This is a genomic window from Nocardioides soli, from assembly GCF_014191495.1.
GTDB lineage: Bacteria > Actinomycetota > Actinomycetes > Propionibacteriales > Nocardioidaceae > Nocardioides > Nocardioides soli.
The window spans coordinates 1,336,005-1,351,401 of the sequence record NZ_JACHWR010000001.1 but is presented as its reverse complement, the minus strand read 5'-3'; the positions used below and the strand labels follow the sequence as shown (position 1 = coordinate 1,351,401).

The window sequence follows — 15,397 nt, the reverse complement described above, 5'->3', positions numbered from 1 at the left end:
GGACTTCGCATGACGGCCGCCGTCGTCGAGCACCAGCGCGCCGGCATCCGCGCGCTGGCCGGCCGGATCGGCCTGCTCGGCGGACTCTCGATCGCCCTCGTGGTCTCGCTGGTGTTCGCGGCCGGCCACGGCCAGCTCGACGTACCGCCCTCGGAGGTGCTCGGCTCGGTGCTGCACAAGCTCGGCCTCGATCTCGGGCCGGTGCCGCACCACCCGCAGGGGGAGAACACCCTGTGGCAGGTGCGTTTCCCGCGCGTGGTGATGGCCGCGCTCGCCGGGGCCTGTCTCGCCACGGCCGGCGCGCTGATGCAGGGAGTCTTCGGCAACCCGCTCGCCGAGCCCGGCGTCGTCGGCGTCTCGGCCGGCGCGGCCGTCGCGGCGGCGACCGTCATCGTCTTCGAGCTCACCTTCGCCGGCACCTGGACCGTCGCGATCTGCGCCTTCATCGGCGGCCTGCTGACGACCCTCCTCGTCTACGCGATGTCCCGCGACGGCGGCCGCACCGAGGTGGTGACGCTGGTGCTGACCGGCATCGCGGTCAACGCGGTCGCCAGCGCGGGGCTCGCGTTCCTGATGTTCCTCGGCGACACCCAGGCGCGCGAGGAGATCGTGTTCTGGCAGCTCGGCAGCCTCAACGGCTCCCGCTGGGAGTACGTCGGGGTGGTCGCGCCGATGGCCGCGGTCGGCCTCGGTGCCGCGCTCTTCCTGGCGCCGCGACTGGACCTGCTCGCCCTCGGCGACCGGGCCGCCCGGCACGTCGGCGTCGACGTCGAGCGGCTGCGGATGACCACCATCGTCGTGGTGGCGGTGCTGACCGCCGCGGCCGTCGCGTTCTGCGGCATCATCTCGTTCGTCGGCCTGGTCGTACCGCACCTGATCCGGATGGTCGCCGGGCCCGGACACCGGCTGCTGGTGCCCGCGAGCGCGCTCGGCGGCGCCGTGCTGCTGGTGCTCGCCGACCTCTGGGCCCGCACGCTGATCGCCTACGCCGACCTGCCGATCGGCATGCTCACGGCGCTGGTCGGCGGACCGTTCTTCTTCTGGCTGATCCGGCGCGCCCGGCGTACCGCGGGAGGCTGGGCATGAGCCGGACCGGCCCCCTGCTCAGCGCCCGCGGCGTGGGCGTGCGCTACGACGACAACCCGATCCTCAGCGACGTCGACGTCGACATCCGCGGCGGCGAGCTCGTCGTGCTGGTCGGGCCCAACGGCGCCGGCAAGTCGACGCTGCTCGGCGTGCTGGCCGGCGACATCGAGCCGACCGTGGGCGGGGTGTCGCTCGACGACAAGCCGCTCCCGGCGTACGCCGCCCGCGAGCTGGCCCGCCAGCGTGGCGTGCAGCTGCAGAAGCAGGGGCTCGCCTTCGGCTTCCGGGTCCGCGAGGTCGTGCAGATGGGCCGCTCGCCCTGGCACCGCACCGCGCGCGAGGACGACGACGAGCGGGTGGTCTCCGAGTCGATGCAGCGCGCCGACGTGGTCGAGTTCGCCGCCCGCCTCTACCCGACCCTGTCGGGTGGCGAGCAGGCCCGCACGTCGTTCGCCCGGCTGCTGGCGCAGGAGACGCCGGTGCTGATGCTGGACGAGCCGACCGCGGCGCTCGACATCCGCCACCAGGAGTCGCTGCTGGCGGTCGCCCGCTCCGCCGCCCAGGCCGGCGCGGCGGTCGTGGTGGTGCTGCACGACCTGTCGCTCGCGGCGGCGTACGCCGACCGGATCGTGATGCTCGCGCACGGCCGGGTCTGCGCCAACGGCGTGCCCCGAGACGTGCTCACCTCCGAGCTGCTGACCGAGGTCTACGAGCACCCGGTCGAGGTGATCGACCATGCCGGCGCGCTGCTCGTCGTGCCGGTCCGGACGCGTGCGGTGGAGTCGCACGCGGGGGAGGAGGTCCGATGCGCCACGCCGTGGCCGCACGCCTGATCGCGGCGACCCTGATCGCAGGGGCCGTGGTCGCCGGCACCGTCCTGGTGGCGACGCCCGCGCACGCGGCGTCGCGGGTCACCGTCGCCAACCCGGAGGGGCAGGCGAAGATCGACCCGACGTACGCCACCACCCTGCGGGTGTCCGGCTCCGGCTTCCAGTCGGTCAAGGGCGGGCACGGCGGGCTCTACGTGTTCTTCGGGGCCGTCCGGCCCGGGTGGCAGCCCAGCAAGGGCGGCGTCACCGGCCAGGACTACTTCTACGTGCCCGACGACGAGGCCAAGGCCAACCAGGGCTTCCAGAAGTACGTCGCCTTCCCCGGCTCCGACACCGCCTCCTCGGCGAACGGCGGCACCATGACCGCCGCCGGCTCCTGGTCGACCCAGGTCGTGGTGCCGGGCGCGACGTTCCAGACCTACGACCGCGACGGTGCGGTGCGCACCGTCGACTGCCGCAAGCTCACCTGCGGCGTGATCACGATCGGTGCGCACGGCGTCAAGAGCCCGCCCAACGAAACCTTCACGCCGGTGACGATCGGCGCCGTGGGAGGCGCGAGCGGCGCCGCCACGCCGACGCCGACCGGGACCGACGGCTCGACCGCCGACCCCGTCGAGACCGACGCCCCGTCCGCCCCGAGCACGGCACCCGGGGAGGGCGCGAACCCGAAGCCCGGCGCCGCCAAGCCGGCGGCCCTCGAGGTCGACCGGGAGTCGGCCGTGGCCGGCAACGTGCTCGCCTTCAGCGCGACCGGCCTACCGCCCGGTGCCCAGGTCTCGGCGGTGTTCGACGACGGTGCCTCCGGCGCCGGGCCCTTCCTGGCCGGCAGCGACGGCAGCCTGGCCGGCATCATCACGCTCCCCGCCGACACCGGCCCGGGCACCCACGAGCTGCGGCTGTACGGCGTGCCGGAGCCTCCCACCGTCAGCTTCGCCGTGCAGGCGTCCGGGACGACGACCGACAGCGTCGAGCCGCGGGCCGCGGAGGAGGACACGAGGGCCGCCTGGCTGTTCGCGGGCGCCGCCGCGCTGGTCCTGCTGCTCGCCGTCCTGCGCCTCGGCGTGCGCACCTGGAAGGGCAAGCGTCGTGCGGCGGCGTGAGCGGATCGCGGGCGCGCTGCTCGCCGCGGTCGGCTGCGTCCTGCTCGCCGTACCCGCCGTCGCCGACGATCCCGGCCCGAGCGAGAGCCCGACCTCCTCGGCCGGGCCGGTCGAGCTCGACGGCGTCACGCTCCGGTGGGGTGTGAACGACGAGTCCAGCAACCGCGCCTTCGCGCCCGACACCTTCAACTTCTTCGCCGCCGGCACGGTGCCCGACCCGGGCAAGGGCGGCACCACGCTGCCGAAGTCGCGCTGGAAGCAGGCCGTCGGCGACGTCTCGATCGAGAAGTGGAACGGCAAGGCCTGGAAGCCGGCCACGTGGGAGGGACTGCGCACCGACGAGCGGGGCAAGCCACTCGGATCGCCGACGTCCGGCACGTTCAGCAAGCACCGCTTCGTCTTCGGCGCCGGCACGGGCACCGTCGACCTCGCCGCCGGCACCGCCCAGGTGACGTGGGACGGCGACGTCACGATCCTCTACTACTCCGGCATGTCGTTCTTCGCGCTCTCCGACCCGGTCCTCGACGTGGCCGACGGGCGGGGCACGCTGACCGCGACGCTCTCCGGGTACGCCTCCTCGGTCGACGACCCGACCCAGTGGGCGCCCGTCCCCGCCGCCCGGGTGACGGTCGCCGACCTGCCCGACGTCACGCTCGGCGAGACCGGCCTGAGCGCCACCCCGGCGTACCTCGGCACCGAGGTGACCGGGGTCGGTCAGGTCCCCGGAGGTCCGGCCTTCGGCTCGTTCCCGCAGTCGTTCGTCGACTACATGAACCAGCTCGGCACCGCGGCGTTCTGGCTCTCCAGCGGGGCGTCGACCGACGGGTTCAAGGTCCCGCTGCCCGTCTCCGTCGGCTTCGGGGCCGCGGAGGAGGAGCCGGTCGAGCCGACGCCGAGCGAGACGGCCACCAAGCAGCCCCTCGACAACCCGATCGTGCCGCCGCCGGTGACCGTCACGGCGACGGTGACCGCCCGGCCCGCACCCGCGCCACCCGCTGTCGCTCCGCCGGCCGCCCCCTCCGTGCCCGCGGTGCCGACCGCCGAGGCGCCGGCGGTGGACATGGCGCTCCCGCTCGCCGCACAGCTGGTCGCGGCGCCCCAGACGTCGGCCGCCCCGGCCGAACCCGCGTCCGACGCCACCTGGATCTGGTGGCTCGGCGGCGGCCTGCTGATCGCGGCCGCACTCACCTTGCTCGTCCCCGTCGGCCGTCCGCGCCGACCCTAGAAAGGAAACCGCATGTCTCAGCACAAGCGCCTCCGCGGGCTGGCGTTCGTCGCCGCCGGCGCGGTGGCATCGACCGCGCTGGTAGTCGGCACGGCGCCGGCGCAGTCGGCATCGCCCAGTACCGCCTCCGCCGCGACCGGGTCGTTCGCGTGGGAGATCTCCGAGCAGTTCGACGACCACCTGTCGACCCACGAGCTCGCGGACGGCGCGACGGAGGACGCCGCCGGCGTGATCACGTTCCCGGCCGTCTCGTCGGTGGTCGACCCGGCGACGGGTGCGGGCACCGTCCAGTACGACGGGGCCGTCAAGGGCACCTTCGTGAACGCCGGCAATCCGTTCTACTGGGTCAAGATCGAGGACCCGGCGGTGACCGTCGACGCCGCGGGCGAGGGGACGATCACGGCCCTGGTCTCGGCCTGGAACGCCGCCGCCATGGGCTCGGCCGAGGCGAGCACCTCGCCCGCGCGGGTCGTGGTGACCACCTTCGACGCGGCCACCAAGTGGTCCACCGGCTCGATCGCGGCGACGCCGGACTGGGCCGGCGTACTGCCCGCTGACAGCCCGCAGGCGACGGCGCTCGGCATCACCGCCGGCCGACCGGTCGACGGGAAGTCGTTCGCCCCGACCTTCCTCGGCCAGATCACCAGCGGGGTCCGGGCGCACTTCTACTGGACCACCGGCTCGGACAAGAAGGCGCCGGCCGCGTTCACGGCGTCGTACGCGAACGTCGCCAAGTCCGTCACCACGACCGCGACCTATGCCAAGCAGAGCGTCTCGTTCGCGGTCGAGGGCAAGGGCTTCCTGCCCACCGACGGCAACCCCGGTGACGACGGCGTCTACGTGGGCCTGGCGCCGGCCGGCGGCCTGCCCGCCACCGGCTCGCAGACCGACATGGACAAGTTCGTCGCCGCGCAGTGGGTGCCGGCGTCGGCGATCAAGGCCAACGCGTTCAGCACCACGCTCACAGCCGGTGCCGACAAGCTCGAGAAGGGCACGGCGTACGCGCTCTACACGTGGCGCGCCCACGGCCACTCGACCACGAGCCAGGACACCCAGACCGCGGTGTCGCTCGACTGGAGCAAGCTGACCGCGAAGGCCAAGGTCACCGCCAAGGTCAAGAAGAAGGTCACGACCGCGAAGGCCGGCAAGCTCGCGGTGGCGGTCAAGGGCGGCTCGCTCACGCCCGCCGGCAAGGTCAAGGTCACCCTCAAGAAGGGCAAGGTCGCCAAGAAGCGGAGCGCGACGCTGAAGAACGGCAAGGCCGTCGTCAAGCTGCCGAAGCTGCAGGCCGGCAAGTGGAAGGTCAAGGTCGCCTTCACCTCCGCCGACGACGTCTACACCAACGGCACCAAGGCGCTGAAGCTGAAGGTCAAGAAGGCGAAGAAGGCCAAGGCGAAGAAGTAAGCAGCACCCTGCGCAGGCCGGCGGTACCCACCCGGGTGCCGCCGGCTCGTGCGTGTCGGAGTCGGCGGCCGGACGGCGGGCCTCAGATCCGCGGTACGACGCGGCCGAGCAGGTCGCCCATCCGGGACGCGGCGGCGCGGCCGGCCTCGAGGACCTCGGCGTGGTCGAGCGGCTGGTCGCTGATGCCGGCGGCCAGGTTGGTGACCAGGCTGATGCCGAGCACCTCCATGCCGGCCTCGCGCGCGGCGATGGCCTCGAGCGTCGTGCTCATGCCGACCAGCTGACCGCCCAGGATGCCGGCCATCCGCACCTCCGCGGGCGTCTCGTAGTGGGGGCCGGGGAACTGCACGTAGACGCCCTCGTCGAGGCTGGAGTCCACCTCGCGGCACAGGGCGCGGAGCCGGGAGCTGTACAGGTCGGTGAGATCGACGAAGGTCGCGCCGACGATCGGGCTCCGGCCGGTGAGGTTGATGTGGTCGGAGATGAGCACCGGGGTGCCCGGCGTCCAGGTCTCCTTGAGCCCGCCGCACCCGTTGGTGAGCACGATCGCGCGGCAGCCCGCGCGCGCCGCCGTACGCACGCCGTGGACGACCGCGTCGACACCCTTGCCCTCGTAGAAGTGGGTGCGGCTCAGGAAGACGAGCAGCTGTCGGTCGCCGGACCTGATCGAGCGGATCTTGCCGGAGTGGCCGGCGACCGCGGCCGCGCTGAAGCCCGGCAGGTCGGTGGTGTCGATCTCGGCGGTCGCCTCGCCGAGAGCGTCGACCGCGGGCAGCCAGCCCGAGCCGAGCACGAGTGCGATGTCGTGACGCTCGACTCCGGTCAGCTCGGCGAGACGCCGGGCGGCCTGGTCGGCGAGCTCGTACGGGGACTCGGGGGTTGCTGCGTGGGTCACATCGGCGACTCTAAACCGCTCCCGCCGCAACGCCAGCATCCGGCAGGATGAGCGGATGATCGATCACTTCGGCATCAACTGCTCCGACCTGGCCGCGTCGTCGGCGTTCTACGACAAGGTGCTCGGGGTCCTGGGCTTCGGCCGGGTCCTGGACTTCGAGGTCGCCATCGGATACGGCGTTCCGGGCAAGCCGGACTTCTGGATCGGCACCCAGCCCGAGGGCGGCCCCTCGTCCGGACCCAACCGCGAGGTGCACGTCGCCTTCCAGGCGGAGTCGGCCGACGCCGTCCGTGCCTTCTTCGACGCCGCCGTCTCCCTCGGTGCCGAGGTGCTGCACGAGCCCCGGAACTGGCCGGAGTACCACGAGGGCTACTACGGCGCCTTCGTGCGCGACCCCGACGGCAACAACGTGGAGGCGGTCTGCCACACGGCCCCGCCGGCCTGAGGCAACCCTGCCGCGTCAGTCGTCGAGCAGGTCGCGCGGGGTGATGGTCACCGGGTAGGGCGCGGTGGCGGTCCAGGTGTCGTCGGGCCCGACGACCTCGGCTGCGACGTACTGGCCGTCGGTCAGCTGCCAGACGGTGAGCTCCGGACGGGTGGGGTCGATGGTCCAGTACGACGGGCAGCCGGCCTCGGCGAGGAGCTCCTTCTTGCGGCCGAGGTCGAAGAGCCGGGTGGAGGGGGAGAGCACCTCGACGGCGAGCAGCGGCGCGGTCGGCAGATCGATCTCGGTGAAGTCGGTTCGCCGGCCGACCAGGACGTCGGGTTCGAGCACGGTCGTCGGGCCGAGAGTGACATCGGTCGGAGCGACCAGCACGATGTGTGTCTTCGGCGCGGCCGCGTCGAGGGTGACGGCGAGTCGGAACACGATGCGCTGATGCCGGATGCTCGGGGCCGGGCTCATCACCAGCACCCCGTCGAGGAGCTCATGGCGTCGGCCGTCGTCGGGCAGGGCGTCGCGTTCGGCCCGGGTGTAGGGGCCCTCGCGGACGATGACGTCGGCGCGGGACAGGGTCATGGTCTCCATGGTGCCTCCTGTGGTCCATGCCCACCAGCGTCGGCGATCACGCCGGACGGCGTCGGTCGTCATCCACAGGGTGCTCAGTCGTCGATGAGGTCGCGCGGGGTGATGGTCACCGGGTAGGGCGCGGTGGCGGTCCAGGTGTCGTCGGGCCCGACGAGCTCGGCTGCGACGTACCGGTCGTTGTCGAGCTGCCAGACGGTGAGCTCCGGACGGGTGGGGTCGATGGTCCAGTACGACGGGCAGCCGGCCTCGGCGAGGAGCTCCTTCTTGCGGCCGAGGTCGAAGAGCCGGGTGGAGGGGGAGAGCACCTCAACGGCGAGAAGCGGCGCGGTCGGCAGATCGATCTCGGTGAAGTCGGTTCGCCGGCCGACCAGGACGTCGGGCTGGAGAATGCTCGCCGGGCCGAGCGCGACGTCGAAGGGTCCGAGTAGAACCTTGCAATCACGAGGCGCGTGATCCGCCAGCAGGATCGCCAGGCTGCCGACGATCGACTGATGCCGGACGCCTTGGGCCGGAGTCATCACCAGGACCCCGTCGAGGAGCTCATGGTGGCGACCGTTCGGCGGCACCGCGTCTCGCTCTGCGCGGGTGTAGGGGCCCTCACGCACGATCACGTCGTGCCGGAGAAGCGTGGTCATACAGGTATGGTGCGTCATAACCCGGTCGACCGGCAGGGCCGGTTGCGCAGGGCGGCGACGTAGTCGGCCGGGGCGTCGGCCGCCTCAGCGGCGTCGGCCATGATCCCGAGGTACGACGCGGAGGGCAGCCCGCCCTCGTAGGCGTCCAGGACGTAGGTCCAGGCGACCACCGAGCCGGTCATCGTGGCGACCCGGACCTTGGTCTTGCGGTAGAGGCCGGAGTCGGCGGCCTCCCAGCCGTCGAGCGTCGACTCGTCCTCGCGGGTGACGTCGTACACCGCGACGAAGACCTGGTCGATCGGGTCCTCGACGATCGTCGGCAGCGCGCCGTCCCAGCCGTGCTCCTCGCCGCCGAACGTGAGCCGCCAGCCCTGGAGCCACCCCACCGTCGAGAGCGGTGAGTGCGGGGCGCGCTCACCCATCCGCGCGGGATCGAGGTTGGTCCCGTAGGCGGCGTAAAGCGTCACTCGTGCAGAGTAGTGGAGCGGTGCGGAGTGACCGTGTTCACGTCAGTAGGCTGACGTGCGTGAGCACCCACTTCAACACCCTCGTCCTCGGCGCCGGCCCCGGTGGGTACGTCGCCGCGATCCGTGCCGCGCAGCTCGGCCAGACCGTCGCCGTCATCGAGGAGAAGTACTGGGGCGGCGTCTGCCTCAACGTCGGCTGCATCCCGTCGAAGGCGCTGCTGCGCAACGCGGAGATCGCCCACATCATCACGAAGGAGAAGGACACCTTCGGGATCAGCGGCGATGCGTCGATGGACTTCGGGAAGACCCACCAGCGCAGCCGCGGCGTCGCCGAGGCCAGCGCCAAGGGCGTCCACTACCTGATGAAGAAGAACAAGATCACCGAGCTCGACGGCTGGGGCACGATCAAGTCCCCGACCGAGGTCGAGGTCGACAAGGACGGCGCCACGACGTCCTACACCTTCGACAACCTGATCGTCGCCACCGGCGCCACGGTCCGGATGCTGCCGGGCATGAGCAAGAGCGCGAACGTCGTCACCTACGAGGAGCAGATCCTCGACAGCGAGCTCCCGGGCAGCGTCATCATCGGCGGCTCCGGTGCGATCGGGGTGGAGTTCGCCTACGTGCTGGCGAACTTCGGGGTCGACGTGACGATCGTGGAGTTCCTGGACCGGATGGTCCCGACCGAGGACGCCGACGTCTCCAAGGAACTGCTCAAGCACTACAAGAAGCTCGGCGTGAAGGTGCTGCTGTCCACCAAGGTCGAGAACGTCGAGGACACCGGCAGCGGCGTCAAGGTGACGGTGAGCAAGGACGGCAACACCGAGGTGCTCGAGGCCGACCGGATGCTCGCGGCGTTCGGCTTCGCCCCGCGCGTCGAGGGCTACGGCCTCGAGAACGCCGGCATCGAGCTCACCGACCGCGGTGCGATCGCGGTCGACGCCCGCGGCCGCACCAACGTGCCCAACATCTACGCCATCGGCGACGTCACCGGGAAGCTGATGCTCGCCCACACCGCCGAGGCGATGGGCGTCGTCGCGGCCGAGACCATCGCCGGCGCCGAGACCATGGAGATCGACTTCGACATGATCCCGCGCGCGACGTTCTGCCAGCCGCAGATCGCGTCGTTCGGCTACTCCGAGGAGCAGGCCAAGGAGAAGGGGTACGACGTGAAGGTCGCGTCGTTCCCGTTCTCGGCCAACGGCAAGGCCCGCGGCATGGCCGAGGGCGTCGGCTTCGTGAAGATCGTGGCGGACGCCGAGTACAACGAGATCGTCGGCGCCCACATGATCGGCCCGGAGGTCACCGAGCTGCTGCCGGCGCTGACGCTGGCCCAGCAGTGGGACCTCACCGCCGACGAGGTGGCCCGCAACGTCTTCGCGCACCCGACGCTGTCGGAGGCGATGAAGGAGGCCGTCGAGGGCATCGCCGGCCACATGATCAACTTGTGACGAGCAGTCGCCGCGGCTGAGGGCGATGCGGCGTATCGAGGCCCGGTGAGACGAAAGGAAGCGCCACTATGGCCGATGAACGGGTCGTCATCATCGGGGGCGGTCCCGGCGGCTACGAGGCGGCGCACGTCGCCGCGCAGCTCGGCGCCGAGGTCACCATCGTCGACACGGACGGCGTGGGCGGCTCCGCCGTGCTCACCGACTGCGTGCCCAGCAAGACCCTGATCGCCACGGCCGAGGTGATGAGCGAGCTGGCCGGAGCGGCCGAGCTCGGGGTGACCTTCCTCGACGCCGGGGGCGACGCCGCCACCTCGATCCGGGTCGACCTGGCCCGCGTCAACAAGCGGGTGAAGCAGCTCGCCGCCGACCAGTCCTCCGACATCGAGCGGCGACTCACCCGCGACGGCGTCACGCTGGTCCACGGCCGCGGCCGGCTGGACGGTCCGGGCCGGGTCGTCGCGAGTCTGGCCGACGGCGGCGAGCGGACGCTCGAGGCCGACGCGGTCCTGGTCGCGACGGGAGCCGCGCCGCGCACGCTCCCGACCGCGCAGCCGGACGGCGAGCGGATCCTCACCTGGGAGCAGGTCTACGACCTCACCGAGGTGCCGACCGAGCTGATCGTCGTCGGCTCCGGCGTCACCGGCGCGGAGTTCGCCAGCGCCTACCTCAACCTCGGCATCCCGGTCACGCTGGTCTCCAGCCGCGACCGGGTGCTGCCCGGCGAGGACGCCGACGCCGCCAAGGTGCTCGAGGACGTGCTGACCCGGCGCGGCATGAACGTGCTCTCCAAGTCGCGCATGGAGTCGGTCACCCGCGACGGCGACGTCGTCACCGTGACCCTCACCGACGGCCGCACCGTCCAGGGCTCCCACTGCATCCTGGCGCTGGGCTCGGTGCCCAACACCGAGGATCTCGGCCTCGAGGAGGCCGGCGTCGTCACCAAGAACGGCGGCTTCGTCAACGTCGACCGGGTCTCGCGCACCTCCGCTCGCGGTGTGTACGCCGCCGGCGACTGCACCGGCGTGCTGATGCTCGCCAGCGTGGCGGCGATGCAGGGCCGGATCGCGATGTGGCACTTCCTCGGCGACACCGTGCATCCGCTCGACCTGAAGACGGTGTCCTCCAACGTCTTCACGGCGCCCGAGATCGCCACGGTCGGCTGGTCGCAGCAGGCCGTCGACGCGGGCGAGATCCAGGCCGAGGTCGTGATGCTGCCGCTCTCGGGCAACCCGCGCGCCAAGATGCAGGGCGTCCGCGACGGCTTCGTGAAGCTGCTCTGCCGCCCCGGCACCGGCAACGTCGTCGGAGGCGTCGTGGTCGGCCCGCGCGCCAGCGAGCTGATCCACCCGGTCTCGATCGCGGTCGCCGAGTCGCTGACGGCCGACCAGCTCGCCCAGGCGTTCACGGTCTACCCGTCGATGAGCGGCTCGCTGGCCGAGGCCGCGCGCCGCCTGCACCGCATCTGAGCCTCGGAGCCCGCCTTGAGGCGGTCCGTTGCCTCGACACGCCGGTCGCGACCTCGCAGGCTCGGTCGCGCGGCTCGCTCGACCACCAGCAGCGTGTCCGCTTGCGCGTCCCCGCTAACCTGACCGCTCCGTCCGCTTCTCGGGAGGTCCGATGTCGATCCGGCGCGCTGCCGTCGCCCTGTCCGTGACCCTGGCGCTCGCCGCCACCGCCGCGCCGGCCGACGCCGGCCCGGCGAAGCCCGACCGGCGCAGGCTCGACAGCGTCACGATCACCACGGTCGGCTGGGGACACGGCAAGGGCCTCTCGCAGTACGGCGCCCGTGCCCGCGCCGAGGCGGGCCAGAGCTGGCGCGAGATCGTGCGGCACTACTACCCCGGCACGAAGTGGGGCACCGCCGGCGGCAAGATCCGGATCCAGCTCACCGACGACACCTCCCGCGACGTGGTCGTGCGGGCCCGAGCCGGGCTGAGGCTGCGCTCGCTCGGCGTCGGCCGGACCTGGCGGCTGCCGGCCAAGATCCGGGGCAAGCACGTGCAGGCGTGGCGGATCCAGCCGGCCGGGCATCGCTCGAAGGTCTCGTTCAAGACCCGCACGTGGCACCACTGGCGCACCGCCCGAGGCGACGCCGAGTTCTCCGCCGGCGGCCAGCCGATCGTCCTCAAGATCCCCGGCGGACGGGCGACGTACCGCGGCGCCCTGCGCTCCACCTCCGTCAACGACTCGGGCAGCAAGCGCAACACCGTCAACGTGCTGCCGATCGACTCCTACCTGCGCGGCGTCGTGCCCCGCGAAGTCTTCCCGTCGTGGCCGGCTCACGCGCTTCGGTCGCAGGCCGTGGCGGCGCGCACGTACGCGGCCTTCGAGCGCCGCGACAACCGGCACCGCCCCTATGACCTGTGCGATACCGACGCCTGCCAGGTCTACGGCGGGGTCGCCGACGAGACTCCGCAGACGGATCGTGCCATCACGGCGACCCGACGCAAGGTGGTCAGCCTCCAGGGCCGCCCGATCTTCGCCCAGTTCTCGGCGAGCAACGGCGGCTGGAGCATCGACGGCGGCTACCCCTACCTGCGCGCGGAGGAGGACCCCTTCGACACCGGCGTCCTCGGTGAGGACCCGAAGGCCACCACCTTCACCGCGTCGGACATCACCCGCAACTGGCCGGGGATGGGCGACCTGGTGTCGATCGCGGTCACCGCCCGCGACGGCCGCGGCCCGTACGGCGGCCGGGCGCTGGAGGTCACGGTGACCGGCACCGGTGGCACCCACACGGTCTCCGGCGACGACTTCCGGAGCTGGATGGGGCTGCGCTCCACGCTCTTCGAAATTACATAAGTGTAGTTCTCCGGTTCACATTGCGGGGCCGCTCGGAGCATGGTGCGATGGCTCGTCACACTCGCACCATCCGCCACTTCAAGCCCCGAGGACCTCATGCGTCGCAGCACCGCGCCCCTGCGCGTCGGCCTCCTGGCCGGCGCCCTGACGCTCTCGGCGACGGTGGCGTCCGCCGGGCCGGCCGGCGCTGCCGCCGAGCGACGCGCCGGCGGCTGGGACGTGCCGGCCGCGGCGCGGATCACCATCAGCGGGCACGGCTACGGCCACGGCCACGGCATGTCCCAGTACGGCGCGGAGGGGGCCGCGCGCCAGGGCCTCACCTACCAGCAGATCACCGAGTTCTACTACCCGGGCACCCAGTGGGGCACCGCCGCCGGGCGGGTGTCCGTGCAGCTCACCGCCGACACCACGCCGCGCGACCTCGTGGTCCGCGCCCGCGCCGGTCTCACGATCAAGGACACCCAGGTCCGCGGGCGGACCCTGTTGCCCGAGAACGGCGCCACCGCCTGGCGGGTGGTCACCGGCCGGGCCGGCGTCGGCCGGGTCTCCTACCGCACCGACCGCTGGTACCCCTACACGACCCTGCGCGGCACCGGCGAGTTCTTCGCGGGCGGCCGGCCGATCACCCTGGTGACGCCGTCGGGGGAGCGCGCCTATCGCGGCCGGCTGCGCACCGGGATCACCTCCACCGGCACCCGCGCGACCGTCAACGAGCTGCGCCTCGAGAAGTACCTGCGCGGGGTCGTCCCGCTCGAGCTTCCGGCGACGTGGAGTACCGAGGCGGTGCGTGCCCAGGCGGTCGCGGCGCGCACCTACGCGGCGTACGAGCGCGCGCACCCGCGGTCCTCGGCGTACCAGATCTGCGACACGACCTCCTGCCAGGTCTATGGCGGGGTCGCCGCCGAGCACCCGAGCGCCAACCGGGCGATCCGGGACACCCGGACCCAGATCCTGACCAGCTCCGGCGAGCCGGCCTTCACCCAGTTCGGCTCGAGCAGCGGCGGCTGGACGGCCGCGGGCTCGATGCCCTACCTGCCGGCGCGCGAGGACCCGTACGACGGCTGGGCGGGCAACCCGGTGCATGCCTGGAAGATCGTGCTCGCCGACACCCGGCTGGAGCAGGCGTGGCCGGCCGTCGGCGACCTGCGGCGCATCGAGATCACCTCGCGCGACGGCAACGGCGCCTGGGGCGGCCGGGTCGGCTCGATCACCCTGACCGGCAGCGCCGGTCAGGTGACCGTGAGCGGAGACAGCTTCCGCTCGGCGCTCGGGCTGCGCTCGACCTGGCTGACCCTCACGATCGCGCCGGGCTGACCACCCGCAGCAACGGCCGGAGCACGAGCCCGGCGACCAGCGCCCAGAACGCCGCGCCGACACCGAGCACGGTCACGCCCGAGGCGGCCACGATGAAGCACACGACGGCCGCCTCGCGGCCGTCCTCGTCGGCGAGTGCGCCGGCGAGCGACGCCGCGAGCGTGCCGAGCAGGGCCAGGCCCGCCGCCGCCTGCATCACGTCGCCGGGTGCCGCGGCGACCAGTGCCGTCAGGGCGGCGCAGCAGAGCGCGAGCACGAGGTAGGTCGCCGACGCGGTCACGGCGGCGATCCAGCGGCGACTGCGGTCGGGTCCGGCCGTTGGTCCGGCCGTCAGCGCGGCGGTGATCGCCGCCAGGTTGATCGCGTGTCCGCCGAAGGGGGCGCCGGCGACCGTGCCGATCCCGGTCACGGTCATGGCCTCGCGCCACGGCACGGCGTACCCGTAGCTCGCGGCGATCGCGACGCCGGGCACGTTCTGCGAGGCCATCGTCACGACGTAGAGCGGCACGCCGATGCTCACGACGGCCTGGAGGGTCCAGTGCGGGGTGGTCCACGTGGCCGAGGGGACCAGGTCGGCCGCCGCCACCGACGACCCCGCCGCGACCACCACCACGATCAGCGCTACGGCCAGCGAGACCGGCACCGCCCACCGCCGCGAGATCCGGTGCATGACCAGCCAGGCGAGCACCACGGGCGCGACGTACGCCGGGGAGTCGGCGAGCCCCGTGACCGGTTCGAGGCAGATCGGCACGAGCACCCCGGCGAGCATCGCCCGGGCGAGCGACGTCGGGATGCGCGAGACCAGGTCGCCCAGGGCCGGGACCAGGCCGGTGAGCACGACGAGCAGGCCGGTGACGACGAACGCTCCGACAGCCGCGGGCCAGCCACCGGTCACGACGCCGGTCGAGATCAGCAGCGCGGCACCCGGCGTCGACCAGGCGAGAGTGATCGGCGCCCGGTGCCGGACGGAGAGCCAGAGCATGCCGAGCGCCTGGGTGATCAGCAGGGTGAGGAATCCGGACGCGGCCTGCTCCGGCGTCGCCCCGACGGCGGCGAGCCCGGCCAGCACGACCACGAACGAGCTGCTCGTGCCCACGACCGCGGTGACGATGCCGGCGACGACCGGCGTGCCCTCCTGATCGGTCACGCCCGACTCCCACC

15 protein-coding genes are annotated in these 15,397 nt (G+C 72.5%); 10 read left to right on the top strand and 5 right to left on the bottom strand.

All coding sequences use genetic code 11. The features are described 5' to 3' along the window. The first annotated feature begins 9 nt into the window (after nt 1-9). The 5 genes from FHU40_RS06840 to FHU40_RS06820 are packed head-to-tail and all read left to right on the top strand — an operon-like array spanning nt 10 to nt 5,645. Nucleotides 10-1,086, top strand: a complete 1,077-nt coding sequence (locus FHU40_RS06840; RefSeq protein WP_183591474.1) for a FecCD family ABC transporter permease — start codon at nt 10-12, stop codon at nt 1,084-1,086. Then, nucleotides 1,083-1,919: a heme ABC transporter ATP-binding protein gene (locus FHU40_RS06835; protein ID WP_183591473.1), complete on the top strand. Its 837-nt coding sequence runs from the start codon at nt 1,083-1,085 to the stop codon at nt 1,917-1,919. Before FHU40_RS06840 ends, FHU40_RS06835 begins: the two co-directional genes overlap by 4 nt. Next, on the top strand, nt 1,892-3,016 hold the full coding sequence (locus tag FHU40_RS06830) for a hypothetical protein (protein ID WP_183591472.1): 1,125 nt from the start codon (nt 1,892-1,894) through the stop codon (nt 3,014-3,016). Before FHU40_RS06835 ends, FHU40_RS06830 begins: the two co-directional genes overlap by 28 nt. After that, nucleotides 3,003-4,241: an HtaA domain-containing protein gene (locus FHU40_RS06825; RefSeq protein ID WP_183591471.1), complete on the top strand. Its 1,239-nt coding sequence runs from the start codon at nt 3,003-3,005 to the stop codon at nt 4,239-4,241. The genes FHU40_RS06830 and FHU40_RS06825 overlap by 14 nt, the downstream gene beginning before the upstream one ends. Before the next feature lie 12 nt (nt 4,242-4,253). Next, nucleotides 4,254-5,645: an HtaA domain-containing protein gene (locus FHU40_RS06820; RefSeq protein WP_183591470.1), complete on the top strand. Its 1,392-nt coding sequence runs from the start codon at nt 4,254-4,256 to the stop codon at nt 5,643-5,645. A gap of 82 nt (nt 5,646-5,727) precedes the next feature. Here the strand turns inward: FHU40_RS06820 and FHU40_RS06815 are convergent, their stop codons facing one another. Next, on the bottom strand, nt 5,728-6,579 hold the full coding sequence (locus FHU40_RS06815) for a purine-nucleoside phosphorylase (protein ID WP_183591469.1): 852 nt from the start codon (nt 6,577-6,579) through the stop codon (nt 5,728-5,730). A 16-nt stretch (nt 6,580-6,595) separates the two neighbouring features. Here FHU40_RS06815 and FHU40_RS06810 point away from each other — a divergent pair, with 16 nt between their 5' ends. Further along, a complete protein-coding gene (locus tag FHU40_RS06810) occupies nt 6,596-6,985 on the top strand; it encodes a VOC family protein (protein ID WP_183591468.1) in 390 nt (129 codons plus the stop codon). A 15-nt stretch (nt 6,986-7,000) separates the two neighbouring features. Here the strand turns inward: FHU40_RS06810 and FHU40_RS06805 are convergent, their stop codons facing one another. The 3 genes from FHU40_RS06805 to FHU40_RS06795 form a co-directional block, all read right to left on the bottom strand. Continuing rightward, nucleotides 7,001-7,567 carry a Uma2 family endonuclease gene (locus FHU40_RS06805; protein ID WP_246389978.1) on the bottom strand — a complete coding sequence of 189 codons (567 nt, stop codon included), beginning with the start codon at nt 7,565-7,567 and terminating at the stop codon, nt 7,001-7,003. A gap of 74 nt (nt 7,568-7,641) precedes the next feature. Further along, nucleotides 7,642-8,202, bottom strand: coding sequence for a Uma2 family endonuclease (locus tag FHU40_RS06800; protein WP_183591467.1), 561 nt, complete (start codon nt 8,200-8,202; stop codon nt 7,642-7,644). A gap of 14 nt (nt 8,203-8,216) precedes the next feature. Next, complete coding sequence (locus tag FHU40_RS06795) at nt 8,217-8,669, bottom strand: gamma-glutamylcyclotransferase family protein (protein WP_183591466.1); 453 nt, start codon at nt 8,667-8,669, stop codon at nt 8,217-8,219. 59 nt (nt 8,670-8,728) lie between these two features. Here FHU40_RS06795 and lpdA point away from each other — a divergent pair, with 59 nt between their 5' ends. The 4 genes from lpdA to FHU40_RS06775 all read left to right on the top strand — a co-directional run bounded on the left by lpdA (nt 8,729) and on the right by FHU40_RS06775 (nt 14,236). Then, entirely contained in the window at nt 8,729-10,120 is a 1,392-nt protein-coding gene (gene lpdA, locus FHU40_RS06790) for a dihydrolipoyl dehydrogenase (RefSeq protein WP_183591465.1), read from the top strand. 68 nt (nt 10,121-10,188) lie between these two features. Then, the gene (locus FHU40_RS06785) at nt 10,189-11,586 is read left to right on the top strand and encodes an NAD(P)H-quinone dehydrogenase (protein WP_183591464.1); all 1,398 of its coding nucleotides are present in this window, start codon (nt 10,189-10,191) and stop codon (nt 11,584-11,586) included. 151 nt (nt 11,587-11,737) lie between these two features. Continuing rightward, nucleotides 11,738-12,922 (top strand): SpoIID/LytB domain-containing protein, encoded by a 1,185-nt coding sequence (locus tag FHU40_RS06780; RefSeq protein ID WP_183591463.1) that lies wholly within the window; start codon nt 11,738-11,740, stop codon nt 12,920-12,922. Nucleotides 12,923-13,018: 96 nt separating this feature from the next. Beyond that, on the top strand, nt 13,019-14,236 hold the full coding sequence (locus FHU40_RS06775; RefSeq protein ID WP_183591462.1) for a SpoIID/LytB domain-containing protein: 1,218 nt from the start codon (nt 13,019-13,021) through the stop codon (nt 14,234-14,236). Here the strand turns inward: FHU40_RS06775 and FHU40_RS06770 are convergent. After that, nucleotides 14,217-15,383: a benzoate/H(+) symporter BenE family transporter gene (locus tag FHU40_RS06770; RefSeq protein WP_183591461.1), complete on the bottom strand. Its 1,167-nt coding sequence runs from the start codon at nt 15,381-15,383 to the stop codon at nt 14,217-14,219. The two genes, FHU40_RS06775 and FHU40_RS06770, sit on opposite strands and share 20 nt — an antisense overlap. Between the last annotated feature and the right edge of the window lie 14 nt (nt 15,384-15,397).